Origin of the sequence: Dokdonella sp. (assembly GCF_019634815.1) — a bacterium.
In the GTDB taxonomy this organism is placed as follows: Bacteria; Pseudomonadota; Gammaproteobacteria; order Xanthomonadales; family Rhodanobacteraceae; genus Dokdonella_A.
The window spans coordinates 21,767-36,340 of record NZ_JAHCAP010000029.1 but is presented as its reverse complement, the minus strand read 5'-3'; the positions used below and the strand labels follow the sequence as shown (position 1 = coordinate 36,340).

11 protein-coding genes, 1 tRNA gene and 1 pseudogene are annotated in these 14,574 nt (G+C 64.2%); 7 read left to right on the top strand and 6 right to left on the bottom strand.

Annotation, left to right across the window (positions count from 1 at the left end; genetic code table 11):
* Window positions 1-49: 49 nt before the first annotated feature.
* Together prmC and KF759_RS12725 are read left to right on the top strand one after the other, a co-directional pair.
* Window positions 50-928, top strand: a complete 879-nt coding sequence (gene prmC / locus KF759_RS12730; RefSeq protein WP_291226102.1) for a peptide chain release factor N(5)-glutamine methyltransferase — start codon at window positions 50-52, stop codon at window positions 926-928.
* A 331-nt stretch (window positions 929-1,259) separates the two neighbouring features.
* On the top strand, window positions 1,260-2,267 hold the full coding sequence (locus KF759_RS12725) for a DUF533 domain-containing protein (protein WP_345777435.1): 1,008 nt from the start codon (window positions 1,260-1,262) through the stop codon (window positions 2,265-2,267).
* Window positions 2,268-2,371: 104 nt separating this feature from the next.
* Here KF759_RS12725 and KF759_RS12720 read toward each other — a convergent pair whose 3' ends face one another.
* The 3 genes from KF759_RS12720 to parE are packed head-to-tail and all read right to left on the bottom strand — an operon-like array spanning window position 2,372 to window position 4,957.
* Window positions 2,372-2,770 (bottom strand): type II toxin-antitoxin system VapC family toxin, encoded by a 399-nt coding sequence (locus KF759_RS12720; protein ID WP_291226094.1) that lies wholly within the window; start codon window positions 2,768-2,770, stop codon window positions 2,372-2,374.
* On the bottom strand, window positions 2,767-3,009 hold the full coding sequence (locus KF759_RS12715; protein ID WP_291226093.1) for an AbrB/MazE/SpoVT family DNA-binding domain-containing protein: 243 nt from the start codon (window positions 3,007-3,009) through the stop codon (window positions 2,767-2,769). Before KF759_RS12715 ends, KF759_RS12720 begins: the two co-directional genes overlap by 4 nt.
* Window positions 3,010-3,067: 58 nt before the next feature.
* Complete coding sequence (parE, locus tag KF759_RS12710; RefSeq protein ID WP_291226092.1) at window positions 3,068-4,957, bottom strand: DNA topoisomerase IV subunit B; 1,890 nt, start codon at window positions 4,955-4,957, stop codon at window positions 3,068-3,070.
* Window positions 4,958-5,346: 389 nt separating this feature from the next.
* On the opposite strand from parE, the gene mdtD reads away from it, so the two are divergent.
* The 5 genes and pseudogenes from mdtD to KF759_RS12685 all read left to right on the top strand — a co-directional run bounded on the left by mdtD (window position 5,347) and on the right by KF759_RS12685 (window position 10,308).
* The gene (mdtD, locus tag KF759_RS12705; protein ID WP_291226090.1) at window positions 5,347-6,774 is read left to right on the top strand and encodes a multidrug transporter subunit MdtD; all 1,428 of its coding nucleotides are present in this window, start codon (window positions 5,347-5,349) and stop codon (window positions 6,772-6,774) included.
* 145 nt (window positions 6,775-6,919) lie between these two features.
* Window positions 6,920-6,995 (top strand) — tRNA-Phe (locus KF759_RS12700).
* 4 nt (window positions 6,996-6,999) lie between these two features.
* Window positions 7,000-7,596: pseudogene (locus KF759_RS12695) on the top strand (WS/DGAT domain-containing protein); the annotation flags it as partial.
* Window positions 7,571-9,103, top strand: a complete 1,533-nt coding sequence (locus KF759_RS12690) for a choice-of-anchor Q domain-containing protein (protein WP_291226088.1) — start codon at window positions 7,571-7,573, stop codon at window positions 9,101-9,103. The pseudogene KF759_RS12695 and the gene KF759_RS12690, both read left to right, overlap by 26 nt.
* Window positions 9,104-9,135: 32 nt before the next feature.
* Window positions 9,136-10,308: a kelch repeat-containing protein gene (locus KF759_RS12685; protein WP_345777434.1), complete on the top strand. Its 1,173-nt coding sequence runs from the start codon at window positions 9,136-9,138 to the stop codon at window positions 10,306-10,308.
* Between the two features lie 118 nt (window positions 10,309-10,426).
* Here the strand turns inward: KF759_RS12685 and KF759_RS12680 are convergent, their stop codons facing one another.
* From KF759_RS12680 to KF759_RS12670, 3 genes are all read right to left on the bottom strand, one after another.
* Window positions 10,427-10,699 (bottom strand): hypothetical protein, encoded by a 273-nt coding sequence (locus KF759_RS12680; protein ID WP_291226086.1) that lies wholly within the window; start codon window positions 10,697-10,699, stop codon window positions 10,427-10,429.
* A gap of 161 nt (window positions 10,700-10,860) precedes the next feature.
* Complete coding sequence (locus tag KF759_RS12675) at window positions 10,861-13,794, bottom strand: serine/threonine-protein kinase (protein ID WP_291226084.1); 2,934 nt, start codon at window positions 13,792-13,794, stop codon at window positions 10,861-10,863.
* Window positions 13,791-14,348, bottom strand: coding sequence for an ECF-type sigma factor (locus KF759_RS12670; protein WP_291226082.1), 558 nt, complete (start codon window positions 14,346-14,348; stop codon window positions 13,791-13,793). Before KF759_RS12670 ends, KF759_RS12675 begins: the two co-directional genes overlap by 4 nt.
* Window positions 14,349-14,574 lie beyond the last annotated feature (226 nt).

Below are 14,574 nucleotides of genomic sequence, written 5' to 3'. Positions count from 1 at the left end.
GCTATCTGTTTTTCCTCGCCGGGTTCTTGCTCGCCTGCGCGGTGCAGGCGTGGCGCCTGCTGTCGTCGTGAGCGAGTGCGAGCCGCGCTCGGTCCGCGCCCTGATCGAAGCTGCGAGCACTCGGTTGGTGGGCGAGGAGGCGCGCAGCGAGGCCGAGATCCTGCTGGCCCATGTGCTCGCTCGCCCGCGTGGCTGGTTGTTCGCCTGGCCCGAGCACGAACCCACTGCCGACCAGCGCGCCGCGTATGTGCAGTTGATCGACGCACGCTGGCGCGGCGAGCCGATCGCCTATCTCACCGGCCGGCGCGGATTCTGGACATTGGAACTCGATGTCACGCCTGCGGTGCTGATCCCGCGCCCGGAAACCGAATTGCTGGTTGAACTCGCGCTTGCGCGACTGCCGCTCGATCGCGAGGTCCGCGTGGCCGACCTTGGTACCGGTTCGGGCGCGATCGCGCTGGCGCTTGCGAGCGAACGGCCGCAGGCGCGCGTGCTCGCGACCGACGCGAGCGAAGCCGCACTCGAGGTCGCGCGCGGCAATGCGCGGCGGCTCGACCTGCGCAACGTCGAATTCGCGCAAGGCGACTGGTGCGTGGCGCTCGGCGGCGCGATGTTCGACCTGATTGCCTCCAATCCGCCCTACATCGTGTCCGGCGATCCACATCTTGCGCAAGGCGACCTGCGTTTCGAGCCGCCGGACGCGCTTGCTTCCGGCAGAGACGGTCTCGATGCCATCCGCACGATCATTGCGCAGGCGCCCACCCACCTGCGCGCAGGGGGCTGGGTGCTGCTCGAACATGGCTACGACCAGGCAGCTGCGGTGCGCAATCTTTTCGCCGGATGCGGCTTCGAGTCGATCGACAGTGCGCGCGACGCCGCCGGCCACGAGCGCGTGAGCTTCGGGCGGCATCCACCCGCCAAAGTGTGAGGCAGTTGGCAGTCCGGTCGTGAAGCCGCCCGCAGGGGGCGCGTCGCCCATTGCGCGGAATCGAGTCCCCGGTCCCGGCAAGATGCCGTCCCAGATGAGGACGCGATTGAAGACGTAACCGCGGACCTCGCGATGAAGCTACTGAACCCCGAACTGCGTCGCGCGTGAGCGCCACGCTCCGGACCTCGCCAATCAGGCCCGGAAATTCCGCCGCGTAGGACGCGGACAAGGTTTGGCCAGGGATGGCCACGTCTCCGGGCGCGACGCGCCCAGGTCACAGCGCAACCCACTCACCGATTCCCCTGACTTCGGTCACGCTGACAGCCGCGCGATGCTCGGGCACCATGCACGGAACCATCATGCGAGACATGCCATGACCGAACAGGAAACCCGCGCCATCCTTGCGATCAGCCTGATTGCCGCATCGGCCGACGGCGCCACCAGCGACAGCGAGCGCGAGGAGATTCGCCGCGTCGCCGCGGGTCTGGGCAGTGGCGGCCTCGATGTCGCCATGCTCTATCAGGATGTGCTGCTCAAGCGCATCGATCTCGATGGCGCGATTGCGGTGCTGACGACACCGGAAGCGCGCCAGCTTGCCTATGAGATGGCGGTGTGCGTGTGCCATGCCGATGGCGGCAGCAGCGACGCCGAGCGCGCCTTTCTCGGCGATTTGTCGAAGCGCCTTGGTCTCGATGCCGGCAGCAGCGCCGCGCATGCGCAAGCGGCGCAGGCGATCGCCACCGCGCCGCTTGCGACCATTGGCGCAGCAGCTGTCGGCGAGACAAGCACAGGTGGCGGCGCAGGCGCGCAAGCATCGAGCCTGAGCGAAGCCGAACTCGACAAGCTGATCCTCGACGCCTCGATTCTCAACGGCGGCCTCGAACTCCTGCCCGAGTCGCTGGCGACGATGGCGATCATTCCCTTGCAGATGCGCATGGTCTATCGCATCGGGCAGTCGTATGGCTACGAACTCGACACCAGCCACATCAAGGACTTCCTCGCCACGCTCGGCGTCGGACTCACCGCGCAATATCTCGAACAGGCCGGCCGGAAACTCCTCGGCGGCCTGCTCGGCGCGATCGGCGGCAGCCTGCTCGGCGGCCTCGGTCGTCAGGCGGTGAGTTCGGGGATGAGCTTTGCGAGCACCTACGCGCTCGGTCAGGTTGCCCGCCGCTACTACGCCAGCGGTCGCACGTTCTCCACCGACATGCTGCGCGAGACCTTCCAGCAGATGCTCGGCCAGGCCAAGGGCCTGCAGGCGAACTACCTGCCGCAGATGCGCGAACGCGCCGGTTCGCTGAGCCCGTCGAAGATCGTCGAGATGGTGCGGGGTGGGTGATGGGCGAGCTTGCCCCTGGGCAATAGAAAGTGCTCATGCGCCGGACTGAACGATGGCGCCAAATCGGAAGCAAGGCTGCGACGATTGCTCCGCACACGCGGGCCTCAACGGTGTAACGGCACCATGTTGGCATGTCTGGCGGCATTGCGATCGAAGGTCACGGTGCGGCTGCAACCGGCTGCTGCAGCACAGCGTTCGATCAGGCAGTCGGCAAAATCGCCCTTTCCGCTGACAAACGCGCGCTGCGCCTGCCAGACCACGGCAGCGCGTTCGATGAGCAATTCCCGTGTGCGCAGCAGCCGTTCCAGGACATCGGCTTGTTGGCTGCGATCGAGTTGATAGCAAGCATCGAGAACCCAGACCAGCTCCACCAGGGCCACCAGCGTGATCAGGCCGGGTTCGTCGATCGTGAGTGCTTCGATGACTCGACTGGCTTGTGCAGCTTGCTCCCTGTCGTCCTGCATGATGTAGCGAACCAGGACGTTGGTATCCAGGCCGATCATCGTGCTGCTGCACCACGCTTGGCGATTGCTTGATTCATCTGTTCGATCGCTACCGCCTTGCGCGGCTTGCCAAACATGCCCTTGAGGTCTCGGACGGATGCCGTCGCCGCCATGAATTCGTAACGTCCGGGCGCCACTTCGACGAACTCGACGCGATCGCCGGTGGAGACCTTCAATGCTTCGCGGATTGCAACGGGGATGGTGATCTGACCCTTGCTCGTCAAGGTGGCGGTGCTCATGATGTACTCCTTACCATGAAGTAAGGCTAATCGATGGAGTGGATTCGAGCAAGCCGGCTCAGGCCTCCAGCGAGGCCAGATCACCCTTGGTTTCCAGCCACTGCTTGCGGTCGGCGGCGCGCTTCTTGGACAGCAGCATGTCCATGAGCCTGGCGGTGCCGTCGTCGGTTTCGACGGTGAGCTGGACGAGGCGGCGGGTATCGGGGTGGATGGTCGATTCGCGCAACTGGCTCGGGTTCATTTCGCCCAGTCCCTTGAAGCGCGTCACGCTCACCGCGCCCTTGATTTTCTCGCGTTCGATGCGCTCGAGCAGGCCATCGCGCTCGGCTTCGTCGAGGCAGTAGAACATCTGCTTGCCGACATCGACGCGGAACAGCGGCGGCATCGCCACGAACACATGGCCGTCGCGCACCAGACGCGGGAAGTGGCGCAGGAACAATGCACTGAGCAGGGTGGCGATGTGCAGGCCATCGGAGTCGGCGTCGGCAAGGATGATGACCTTGCCGTAGCGCAGGCCGCTGATGTCGTCCTTGCCGGGGTCGCAGCCGATCGCAACCGCGAGGTCGTGGACTTCCTGCGAGGACAGCACCTGGCCGGATTCGACTTCCCAGGTGTTGAGGATCTTGCCGCGCAGCGGCAGGATCGCCTGGAAATCCTTGTCGCGTGCCTGCCGCGCGCTACCGCCGGCGGAGTCGCCTTCGACGAGGAACAGTTCGGTGCGCGACAGATCGCTCGATGCGCAGTCGGCGAGCTTGCCGGGCAGGGCGGGGCCTTGCGTGATCTTCTTGCGCACCACCTGCTTTTCGGCCTTCAGGCGCAAGGTGGCGCGTTCGATGGCGATTTGCGCGATCTTCTCGCCGATCTCCACGTGCTGGTTGAGATACAGCGAAAAGCCGTCATGCACGGCGTTCTCGACGAAGCCCGCGGCATCGCGCGAGGACAGGCGTTCCTTGGTCTGGCCCGAGAACTGCGGATCGCTCATCTTCAGCGACAGCACGAAGCAGAGCCGGTCCCAGACGTCCTCGGGCGCGAGCTTGATACCGCGCGGCAGCAGATTCCTGAACTCGCAGAACTCGCGCAGTGCATTGGTCAGGCCAGAGCGTAGGCCGTTGACGTGGGTGCCGCCCTGCGCAGTGGGGATGAGGTTGACGTAACTCTCCTGCGTGAGTTCGCCCTCGGGCAGCCAGGCGACGACGAAGTCGACCGCGCCGTTGTCCTTGGCGTGCTGGCCCAGATAGAGCTCGGCGGGAATGCGTTCGGCATCGCCGAGCAGCGAGCGCAGGTAATCGCGCAGGCCGTCTTGGTAGAACCACTCGATCTTTTCGCCGGAAACCTCGTCACTCAGGCGCACGGTCAGGCCGGCGCACAGCACCGCCTTGGCGCGCAGCACGTGCTTGAGGCGCGGCAACGAGATTTTCGGTGAATCGAAATACTTCGGGTCGGGCCAGAAGTGCACGGTGGTGCCGGTTTGCCGCTTGGGCACGCTGCCGATCACGGCGAGCGCACTGGCGCGATCGCCGTCCTTGAAGTCCATGCGATGGATCTGGCCTTCGCGGCGGATCGTGACTTCCACGCGCTGCGACAACGCGTTCACCACCGACACGCCGACGCCGTGCAGGCCGCCGGAGAACTGGTAGTTGCGGTTGGAGAATTTGCCGCCCGCATGCAGGCGCGTGAGGATCAGCTCGACGCCGGGGATTTTTTCCTCGGGGTGGATGTCGACCGGCATGCCACGGCCGTCGTCGGTGACTTCGATCGAGCCATCGGCGTGCAACGTGACTTCGATGGTCTTCGCATGTCCGGCCAGCGCCTCGTCGACCGAGTTGTCGACCACTTCCTGCACCAGGTGGTTGGGACGCGCGGTGTCGGTGTACATGCCCGGTCGGCGCTTGACCGGATCCAGGCCCGACAGCACTTCGATGTCGGCGGCGTTGTATCTGCTGCTCATTGCGGATAGGTGATTGTGTTGCCAGGCAAGCCGCACAGCATGGCGATTAGGTGAACGCCGATCAAGAGGCGCGGTCGGCACGGCATCGGAGAGGCTCGCCCGTTGTGCGGTGGGGTCCGCGGCTGACAGGATGCATGAGGATCGCGCCACTGTCGGCATCGACCAGCGGCCGCGTCGGCCGAGTGTTCGTGAGACTGCTAACCTTCACCAGCGGCAAGCTGGCGTGCGAACAGTTGTCGCATTCGCAAGCATTGGCGAGAAGGTGCGAGGCGCACTCGATGAACGGGCGCGATGACCGCGAGCGATGGCTGCGTTTGCCTGCGATCCTTGCAGTGGAGAAATCATGATCGAGCGTGCCTTGTGCGTGCACTTGCCCCTTGGTCCCGGGCATGAATGACGCGGCTGTGTCTCCGCCCGCGCAGGCAGCGAATTCGCGCGCCTTGTTGTGGCTGGTGGCGCTGGGCGTATTCATGCAAATGCTCGATTCGACCATCGTCAACACCGCCTTGCCGGCGATGGCGGCGAGTCTGGGCGAAAGCGCGCTGCGCATGCAGTCGGTGGTGGTGGCTTATGCACTCACGATGGCCCTGCTCATTCCCGCCTCGGGCTGGCTCGCGGATCGCTTCGGTACGCGGCGCCTCTTTCTGTTTGCGCTGAGCTTGTTCACGCTGGGTTCCCTGCTGTGCGCGGCTGCCTGGAGTTTGCATTTCCTGGTGATCGCGCGTGTGGTGCAGGGTGTTGGCGGGGCGATGCTGCTGCCGGTGGGCCGGCTTGCGATCATGCGCTCATGGCCGCGAGAGGAGTTTCTCGAGGCGATGAGCTTCGTCGCCTTGCCCGGGCTGATCGGCCCGCTGGTCGGTCCCACGCTCGGCGGCTGGCTGGTCGAAGCGATTTCCTGGCACTGGATCTTCCTCATCAACCTGCCGGTCGGTGTGATTGCGGTGCTGGCGACCTTGCGCTTCATGCCCGATGCACGCGGCGTGGTGGGGCGCTTCGATCTTGCCGGCTACCTGATGCTTGCCGTGAGCATGCTGGCGATTTCGCTGTCGCTGGATGGCGTGTCTGAACTCGGGCTGCGCCATGCCACAGCAGCGGGTCTGTTTTTGCTGGGAATGGCGCTGTTCGTGACCTACTGGCTGCATGCGCTGCGCCTGCCCAAGCCGCTGTTCCCGCAGGCGCTGTTTGGCGTGGCCAGTTATCGCGTGGGCATCCTCGGCAACCTGTTCGCGCGCATCGGCAGCAGCGCGATGCCCTTCCTGATCCCGCTGTTGCTGCAGGTGGGCCTGGGATTCACGCCCTTGCAGGCGGGTATGGCAATGATTCCGGTTGCGGCGGCGGGCATGGCTTCCAAGCGCGCGGTGGTGCCGATCGTGCAGCGTTTCGGCTACCGCCGCGTGCTGATCGTCAACACGGTGCTGGTCGGCCTGATGATGGCGAGCTTCGCTCTGATCGGTCCGGGGCAGCCTGCGTGGTTGCGCATAGCCCAGCTGGCAATGTTCGGCTTCGTGAATTCGCTGCAGTTCACCGCGATGAACACGGTGACACTGCGCGATCTTGATGCTGAACTGGCGAGCAGTGGCAACAGTCTGCTGTCGATGGTGATGATGTTGGCAATGAGCCTGGGCGTGGCCGCTGCCGGCGGGGCGCTGTCGGCGTTTTCCGAGGCCTTCGGTGTCGAGGGCGGCGCAGCGGCGCTGCCCGCATTTCAGGCGACCTTCGTCGGCGTGGGTGTCATCACCGCGATGTCGGCTTGGATGTTCTGGCAGCTCGAGTCAAAACGCCGTTTCCCGGTCACCCGTCCAGTCGATCCGATCTAGGACGACGCTGATCAATCAGCCCTGAAAGCGGCGCCCGGATTGCCATCTGCGGTCTATTCATCATCGGCACCTTGACGTCAAACGCCGACACGGCTCTAATACGCGGCCCGCTGTTGACCGTTCGCGTCAGCACGCATGCAGATCCGGCCAGGTAGCTCAGTTGGTAGAGCAGGGGACTGAAAATCCCCGTGTCGGCGGTTCGATTCCGTCCCTGGCCACCACTTTGGTCTGCTGGTCCCCGATCTGTCGGTTAGCCAGGCCAATCCGCTGCGGCAACCGGAACGCGTGGCCGCTTCGATGCGTGAGCTCAAGCGCAGCAACCAGGCGGCGCTCACGTTCGGCCCGCTCGCTGCCGCCGACATGGCGCCGGTGCCCTGGCGGCGCATGGCGCCGTGTCTGTTCAGCCGCAAGGCGACGACGATCGCGACCAATGTGCCCAGTCCGAAGAGGCCGATGTTCCTGGCCGGCGTGGAAGTGACCGACTTGATGTTCCGGGCGCCGCAAAGTGATCGAGCACCACGTACATCGAAAAACCGAAGTACGCGCACTCGGCGTAGTCCTCGAGCGAATTTGCTCGAAGCTGGTTTGCAGGTTCGCGCGGGACAACGGAGTGTGTCCAGGCATGTCGCTGGAAAGCGCGCTCAATGTGGTGGCGCACGAGTATCCGCGCGTTGTACGCGACCGCCAACCGCCCTAGACTCACCCGACGTGCCGGGAGGGAAAAGGGGCGTCCATGAAGATGCGCACGTGGCACGGTTTCGGGCTCGACAGGTTTGCGCTGGCGCCACTGTTGCTTGTGGGCGCGCTGGTTGGCAATGGTAAGTGTGCCGCGGTGTGCCGCGTTGCGGTGGACGGGCAGGCTGGCAATGACGGCATCAGTTGGACGACGCCCAAGGACCTGCACAGTGCGTTGGCCGATACCGGTTGCGACGAGCTGTGGCTGAAGCAGGGCGTGTATCGACCGGTCACGACGACCGGCACACCGACCACCGCCGAGCGCGCCGTCACCTTTCAGATTTCGCGCGACCTGCTGTTGTACGGCGGATATGCCGGCAGCGGGACTGTGCGCGATCCGGTTTTGTATCCCACGATTCTTTCCGGCGACATCCAGGGCGATGACACCGATCCCGACAGCAACGGCATTATCGAAACCACCGGCGACATCGTCGGCAACAACAGTTTCCACGTGATGACGATGGGCGGTCAGGACGGCTCATCGGTCACCGCGGCGACCCTGCTCGACGGCATCACCATCACCGCCGCAAACACCCTCGGCGCCCCGGTCTACTATGGCGGCGGCCTGTTGTGCTGGGCCGATGTGCCCAACGCGGTGTGCAGTCCGCGCCTGAACGACGTGGACTTTCGCGGCAACTCCTCGTCGCAATACGGCGGCGGCATGATGGCCTGGGCCCGAGGCAAGGACAGCGACAGCAGCCCGAGCCTGACTCGTGTGCGCTTCAGCGGAAACTACGCGAGGCAAGGCGGCGGCCTGGCCAACATGACGAGCGGCGCCAACAACAGCTCGAACCACCTCAACCGCAGCAGCCCCAGCCTCGTGGATGTCAGCTTTACCGGCAACTCGGGCTCCCAGGGCGCAGGGATGTACAGCCAGACCCTTGGCGATTACTCGACGGCAAGCCCCGCGCTGAGCCGCGTCACCTTCAGCAGCAACTCCACCGCGACCGACGGCGAGTCCGGCGGTGCGATGTACGTCCGAGCCAGTGGACTGCATGCGATCATCGACCCGGTGCTGAGCGAGGTCACCTTCAGCAACAACAGCGCTTTCCAAAACGGCGGCGCCATGTACTTTGAAGCCACCAACGCGGCGACGGGCTATCTTGAGATGCGCCCCGTTCTGTACCACGTCACGTTCGCGAACAATTCCGCGATTATAGGCGGCGCCGTTGCCAATGATGGCACGGGTGGCATGAACAATTTTGCCCCCAGTTTCAGCCATGTGATTTTTTGGGGGAATCACGCCACCATCGCCGACAACGATATCGATTTCACTCACGTCAGCAATGCGTTTTTCGAATATACGATCATGGCGAACGGCTGCGTGCCGACGCACGACGGCCACCGCAACATCCTCTGTGGCGACGGCAACTTGACGGCCGACCCGCTGCTCGGCCCGCTGCAAGACAACGGCGGCTTCACGCTCACGCAAGCGCCCGGGCCCGGCAGTCCCGCGATCGACGCCGGCGATCCGGCCAATTGCAGCGGCGTCGATCAACGCGGCGTCGCGCGCCCGCAGGGTCCGCGTTGCGATATCGGTGCGGTCGAAGTCATCCAAGGCGACGCGATCTTCGCCAACGGTTTCGAGAATTGACGGCGCGGAACATCCGGTCTTGGAGAACGCCAATGAAGCGTGATGTGAGCGTAATGGGTTTGGTGTTGTTGCTTGCCTTGGCCAGCAGCGCGCGAGCGGTCGGATTCAGCGCCACCGATTCGCTCGCGACCGCGCGCCGTCTGCACGCTGCGGTTACGCTGACGACCGGCAAGGTGCTGGTGGTGGGCGGCTACAACGGCAGCGTGCTCGACAGCGCCGAGTCGTATGACCCGGTGACCGGGCTGTGGTCGACAGCGGGCGCGTTCACAGGAGCGCGCTACTGGCATGCGCTGGTGGCGCTGGCTTCCGGCAAGGCCTTGGTGATCGGCGGGCATGGCAATACGCAATTCGGGGCCTTGGACAGCGTCGATGTTTACGATTCGGCGCAAAGCGTGCAGAACGCATGGAGCCCGAGTGGATCGCTGGGCACCGCGCGTTTCTACTTCACTGCAACCGTGCTGCCCTCGGGCAAGGTGCTGGTGGCCGGTGGCGTGGATTCCAACGGCAACGCCTTGAACAGCTCCGAGCTTTACGATCCCGCGCTGGGTCAGTGGACCGCCACGACCGGATCGCTGGGCACGGCGCGCTATCTGCACACGGCGACGTTGCTGGCCTCGGGCAAGGTGCTGGTGGTTGGCGGAAACACCGGTAGTGGCTTGCTATTGAAGTCTGCCGAGGTGTACGACCCGGTTGCCGATTCCTGGACCGCGACAAGCAATGGCCTTGCGAATGCGCGTGACCATCATGCCGCTACGCGGTTGCCATCCGGCAAGGTGCTGGTAACCGGCGGATACGGTGGGCAGTTTGACTACAATTACGCGCCGCTCGCCGGCGCGGAGGTGTACGACCCGGCGCTGAATTCCTGGTCGTCCACGTCCGCGAGTTCGATGACGACGGCGCGGCAGGATCACACCGCGACGCTGCTGCCCATCGGTTTGGTGCTGGTGGCGGGCGGGAACAACGGCAGCGTTCTGGACAGCGCCGAGTTGTACGATCCGGTGTCCAATACCTGGTCGGATGCCGGCAATCTGGTGACTGGCCGCACAGATCACACCGCCAATTTGTTGCCATCCGGCCAAGTGCTGATCGCGGGTGGTGCAAGCTCGGCCGTCAACGGCGGTACCGCTTTGGCCAGCGCCGAGTTGTACACCGCCGACCGCATTTTCGCCGACAACTTCGACGGCACACAGACGAAGTATCCGTAACGTGGCGATGCACCAGCTCACCGCGCGTGCCGCGGTGTGGGTATGGGAAGCCCAAACGCCCGTTGCGGGTGGCCTGGCGGGGAGGCCGAGGTCGTAAAAGTGCCGGGCTTGAGACCGATCAGACGATCGCTGCGCGGGATTTCGGTTTTTGCGGGGTGCGCAGCGGCGTTGTGCTTTGCCATTTGTCACCGATTTCCGGACGCAGGCCGTGCGCAGCCCAGTGGTGTCGTAGCTGCATCGGATGCGTTTGAGGATTTCTCTTCGTCGACGTGGCTGGTTTCGCGATCACGCAGTCGCGGCGCCGCAGTGGAAGCTGGCTTGCGCGGCGACGCCAAACACGCGCTTTCGCCTGCGATCCCCGCTCCGATTCCCGGGCGATTGGCACTTGCATGGTCACTGCATCCTGCACAGGCTCCGCGAACCATTCGACAGGAATTTTCCATGGACCGCTCGCTCGCTTTGGGTCGTCTCGTCCTCGGCATCGCATTCGCGCTCGCCGCGCCGCAGGTGTTTGCAACGGACGGCCTGCGAAGGTGGTTTCGGCTTGTCCGGCTAACCTTTTGCCGAAGATTTCGATTGACCGATCAGCGGGCTCCTGGCGGCGCGTTGGCTCAGATCTGCTGCCGTGCGTCGCGCGCGATCAAGATCCAGGCCCTTGCCTTGCAACAAGGGCAAGGCCTCCGCGATGTCCTGCTTTGCATCGGCCAGATCGCCGGCATTCAAGCGGATTTCCGCGCGCACCAACAAGGCCACACCCAGGTCCGGTTTGCCCGCTTTGGATTTCTCCACGATGGGCATGGCTTGCCCGATCAATGTGCTGGCTTCGATCCGACTGTCCGCATCATCCAGGGCCAGCAGACTGCGTGCCAGGGCTACCCGCAGGCCGGCGGAATCCGGGTGGTTTTCACCATACACGATGATCAGGATGCGCAAGGCTTCGCGCAAATCGGCAACCGATTCCACCATGCGTCCCTGGCGCCAGCGCAAGGTGCCGCGGGTGTGGGCCAGAAAGGAACGCTCGAAGCTGTTCTCGTTGCTTATGCCTTCAATCGCATGGCTTGCCTCGATAGCCAATTGCTCAGCCTCGGCAAGATGGCCGGATTGGCCAAGGCTTCCCACCAACAGCAAATTGGTCAACCAGGTGAACGTGCTTTCACCAGTTGCCAGGCGGAACACTTCGGCTGACTTGCGGAAGCGTTCGCTGGCCAGTGCATGCTCTCCGCGCGCTGCGGCCAAGGTGCCGTACACCTGCAGCATCTGGGCATATTCGCCAGTCTTGGCCCCCTCCAGCATGGCTACACCTTCGGCGAACACCTGCTCGGCTTCATCGTAGCGTTGCATGCGACGCAACAAATCACCGTAACGCACCAGTACACCCGCGAGCACGGGATGCCTGGCCGGCAACTGCTGCCGGGCAATGCGCACTGCCTCCTGCATTTCGTGCATTGCTTCGGGGTATTTCTGCTGGTAACGCAAGGCATCGGCCAATTGCGCGTGCGGAACGATGGCCCGCACGTGGTCGGCGCCATTGTTCCTTTCAATGATTCTCAGGGCCCACCGACTGATCTCGTTGGATTTCTCGAATTGCGACATTTCCACGTATTGCGCAGACAAGGCAGACAATCGCGGTATCAGTTCGGAGGCATCCTCACCATATTTCTTGACGTACACATCCAGACCATGATTGAGCGCCTTCAGCGCTGCTTCGTTGCGCGATTGCATCATGTCCACGCGTGCCAGCGAGGTCTCGGCATCCACCGTTTTCAGATCGTCCGGTCCCAGCGTGATTCGCAGGCGGTCCAGCGCACTTCGCAGCAGGGCCTCGGCCTGGGGCAGGTCACCGGCTTGAAGCAGCGCGGTCGCGTACCATGCCTGGGCATCGGCGCTGTCCGAGCTGTCAGCACCGGACAGTGTTTTTTGCTGCTCCCACGCATTTTTCAGGGTGGTCACGGCTGCGGCGCGATCGCCAAGACTGATCTGAATCTCTCCCAGGTCCCTGCGCAATGAGGCCTGCAATGCCGGATCACCGGACAGGGTGGCGTCCACCTGGCTAACGGCGTCGGCAATCATCTGACTGGCATTGCGACCCTGCGCCTTGGCCCGGCTGAACGGGTCCTGCTCACGAAACAGCGTGAGCATGAAATCCTTGACCTTCTGCGTACGCTCCAGCTGCACCTCGGCATTGACACGTTCGCTGTCCGCGCGCATCGCCTCGCCGCGCGCAACACTGGCTTGCCACAGCGCCGCGCCCAGTCCGCCGACCAGCGACAGCAGAACCAGCGCGGCTGCCGCCACGCCGAGGCGGTGGCGGCGTGCGAAACGACGCATTCGGTACCAACCCGAGTCCGCGCGGGCGCTGATCGGCATGCCGCGCAGCCAGTTGCGCAGGTCGCGCGCAAGGGCGGTGGCGGTGGCGTAGCGTCGCGTGGGGTCCACCTGCAGCGCGGTGGCGATGATGATGTCGAGGTCGCCACCAATGCGACGCGAGAGTTTGGCCGGATCCATCAGCGCGCCATACAGTTCGCGCACGCGTTCCGCCGAAAGCCGTTCCGCCAAGGTGCTCGCGCGCACGGCTTCCACGCTGGCGTCCTCGCTGAGTCGTGCCGGGCCGCTGCCGCGCTTGTGTGGAAGGGCGTCAACCAGCAGCTCGCACAACAACAGGCCGAGCGCGTAGACGTCCGTTGCGGTACCGATGATGCCGCCGAGGATCTGCTCGGGCGCGGCATAGGCGGGAGACAGCACGCGCATGCCGGTTTGCGTCATGGTCTGGTTGCCGCTCTCCTCGATCAGTTTGGCAATGCCGAAATCGAGTACGCGTGGCTCACCGCGCGCGTCCACCAGCACGTTGGAGGGCTTGAGATCACGGTGCACGATGAGCTGGGTATGCGCATGCGCAACGGCGTCTGCCAGCTTGGCGATCAGTTCCACCCGCGCGGCCAATGACAGCTGCTGCTGCTGGGCGTGCAGGGTGATCGAATCACCCTCGACGAAATCCATCACGTAATACGGCCGACCATCGGCACTCATGCCGCCATCCAGAAGGTGCACGATGTTCGGATGTTGCAGACGAGCCAGGATGCGGCGCTCCTGCAGGAATCGGCGCAGGATGGCTTGGCTGTCCATGCCACGCTTGAGCAGTTTCACGGCAACGCGCTGTTCGTACGCGCCATCGGTGCGCTCGGCCAGCCAGACCACGCCCATGCCGCCCTCGCCAAGAATGCGCAGCAAGCGGTAGGGCCCGATCAGGGCGCCTTCGCCGGATCGGCCCCGCTCATCGCTGATGATGTCCGGCAATGCATCGGCAGCATCACCATCCAGCAGCGGATGCGAATTGTCGTCGGCGGCCAAGAGGGTCGCTACTTCGCGCGCCAACTCCACATCGACTTCGCGCAGCGCTTGCAAGCGTGCATGGCGTTGCCCGGCATCCAGCTCGACCAATTCGTCGAACAACTCAGCGATGCGTCGCCACTGTTCACTGGTGGTCATGTTGCGGCGTGTCCCAATTCGCGCTGCAGGAATGCGCGTGCGCGACGCCAGTCGCGCTTGAGCGATCGTTCCGAGCGGTCGATCACGCTCGAGATCTCGGCCAGTTCCAATCCGGCGTAGAAGCGCATCTCGACCAGCGATGCGAGTGCGGGATCCACGTCGCCCAGGCGTTGCAGCGCATCGTCAAGAGCCAGCACATCCCCGTCGTGCCCTTGTCCGGCAACCTGCATGGCCGTGGTATCCAGCGATTCCAGATGGATATCGCCACCACGACGCTTCGCACCACGCGCGCGTACATGATCGATCACGATCTGGCGCATGACCCGCGCGGCAATCGCGAAATAGTGACTGCGATCGGTGATTTCGAGACTGCCGTGGTTGGCCAGCTTGAGCCAGGTCTCATGCACCAGTGAGGTGGAACGCATCAGGTTGTCGCCGCGCAACTGTCCGGCAGCCAGGCGGCGCAGTTCGTCATACAGCGCCGTGAACAGGCGCTCCGAAGCCTGCGCGTCTCCCGCGCGCGCTCTGCCGATCAGTTCGGTGATATCCGACATGCTTCCCTCCGACGTGTTGCGGACAGTGCCACGCGCGCAGGCGGCCCGCAATTGGCCGGATTCGCAACGCCCGAAACCGCCGCCCGGCATGCTCGGTTCTGCAAAACCCACCACCCGTAGAGCGGAGCTTGCTCCGCTCCCATATGCTTCAAGCCGAGCAAGCTCGGCTCTACAAATCCGCCGCCGCCGTAGAGCGGAGCTTGCTCCGCTGCGTCTTTCGCCTCGT

Coding starts and splice junctions, on each gene's coding strand:
- KF759_RS12725 (WP_345777435.1), top strand. CDS start 1,260: ATGCTCGGGCACCATGCACGGAACCATCATGCGAGACATGCCATGACC.
- KF759_RS12720 (WP_291226094.1), bottom strand. CDS start 2,770: ATGATCGGCCTGGATACCAACGTCCTGGTTCGCTACATCATGCAGGAC.
- KF759_RS12715 (WP_291226093.1), bottom strand. CDS start 3,009: ATGAGCACCGCCACCTTGACGAGCAAGGGTCAGATCACCATCCCCGTT.
- parE (WP_291226092.1), bottom strand. CDS start 4,957: ATGAGCAGCAGATACAACGCCGCCGACATCGAAGTGCTGTCGGGCCTG.
- mdtD (WP_291226090.1), top strand. CDS start 5,347: ATGAATGACGCGGCTGTGTCTCCGCCCGCGCAGGCAGCGAATTCGCGC.
- KF759_RS12685 (WP_345777434.1), top strand. CDS start 9,136: ATGAAGCGTGATGTGAGCGTAATGGGTTTGGTGTTGTTGCTTGCCTTG.
- KF759_RS12680 (WP_291226086.1), bottom strand. CDS start 10,699: ATGCAAGTGCCAATCGCCCGGGAATCGGAGCGGGGATCGCAGGCGAAA.
- KF759_RS12675 (WP_291226084.1), bottom strand. CDS start 13,794: ATGACCACCAGTGAACAGTGGCGACGCATCGCTGAGTTGTTCGACGAA.
- KF759_RS12670 (WP_291226082.1), bottom strand. CDS start 14,348: ATGTCGGATATCACCGAACTGATCGGCAGAGCGCGCGCGGGAGACGCG.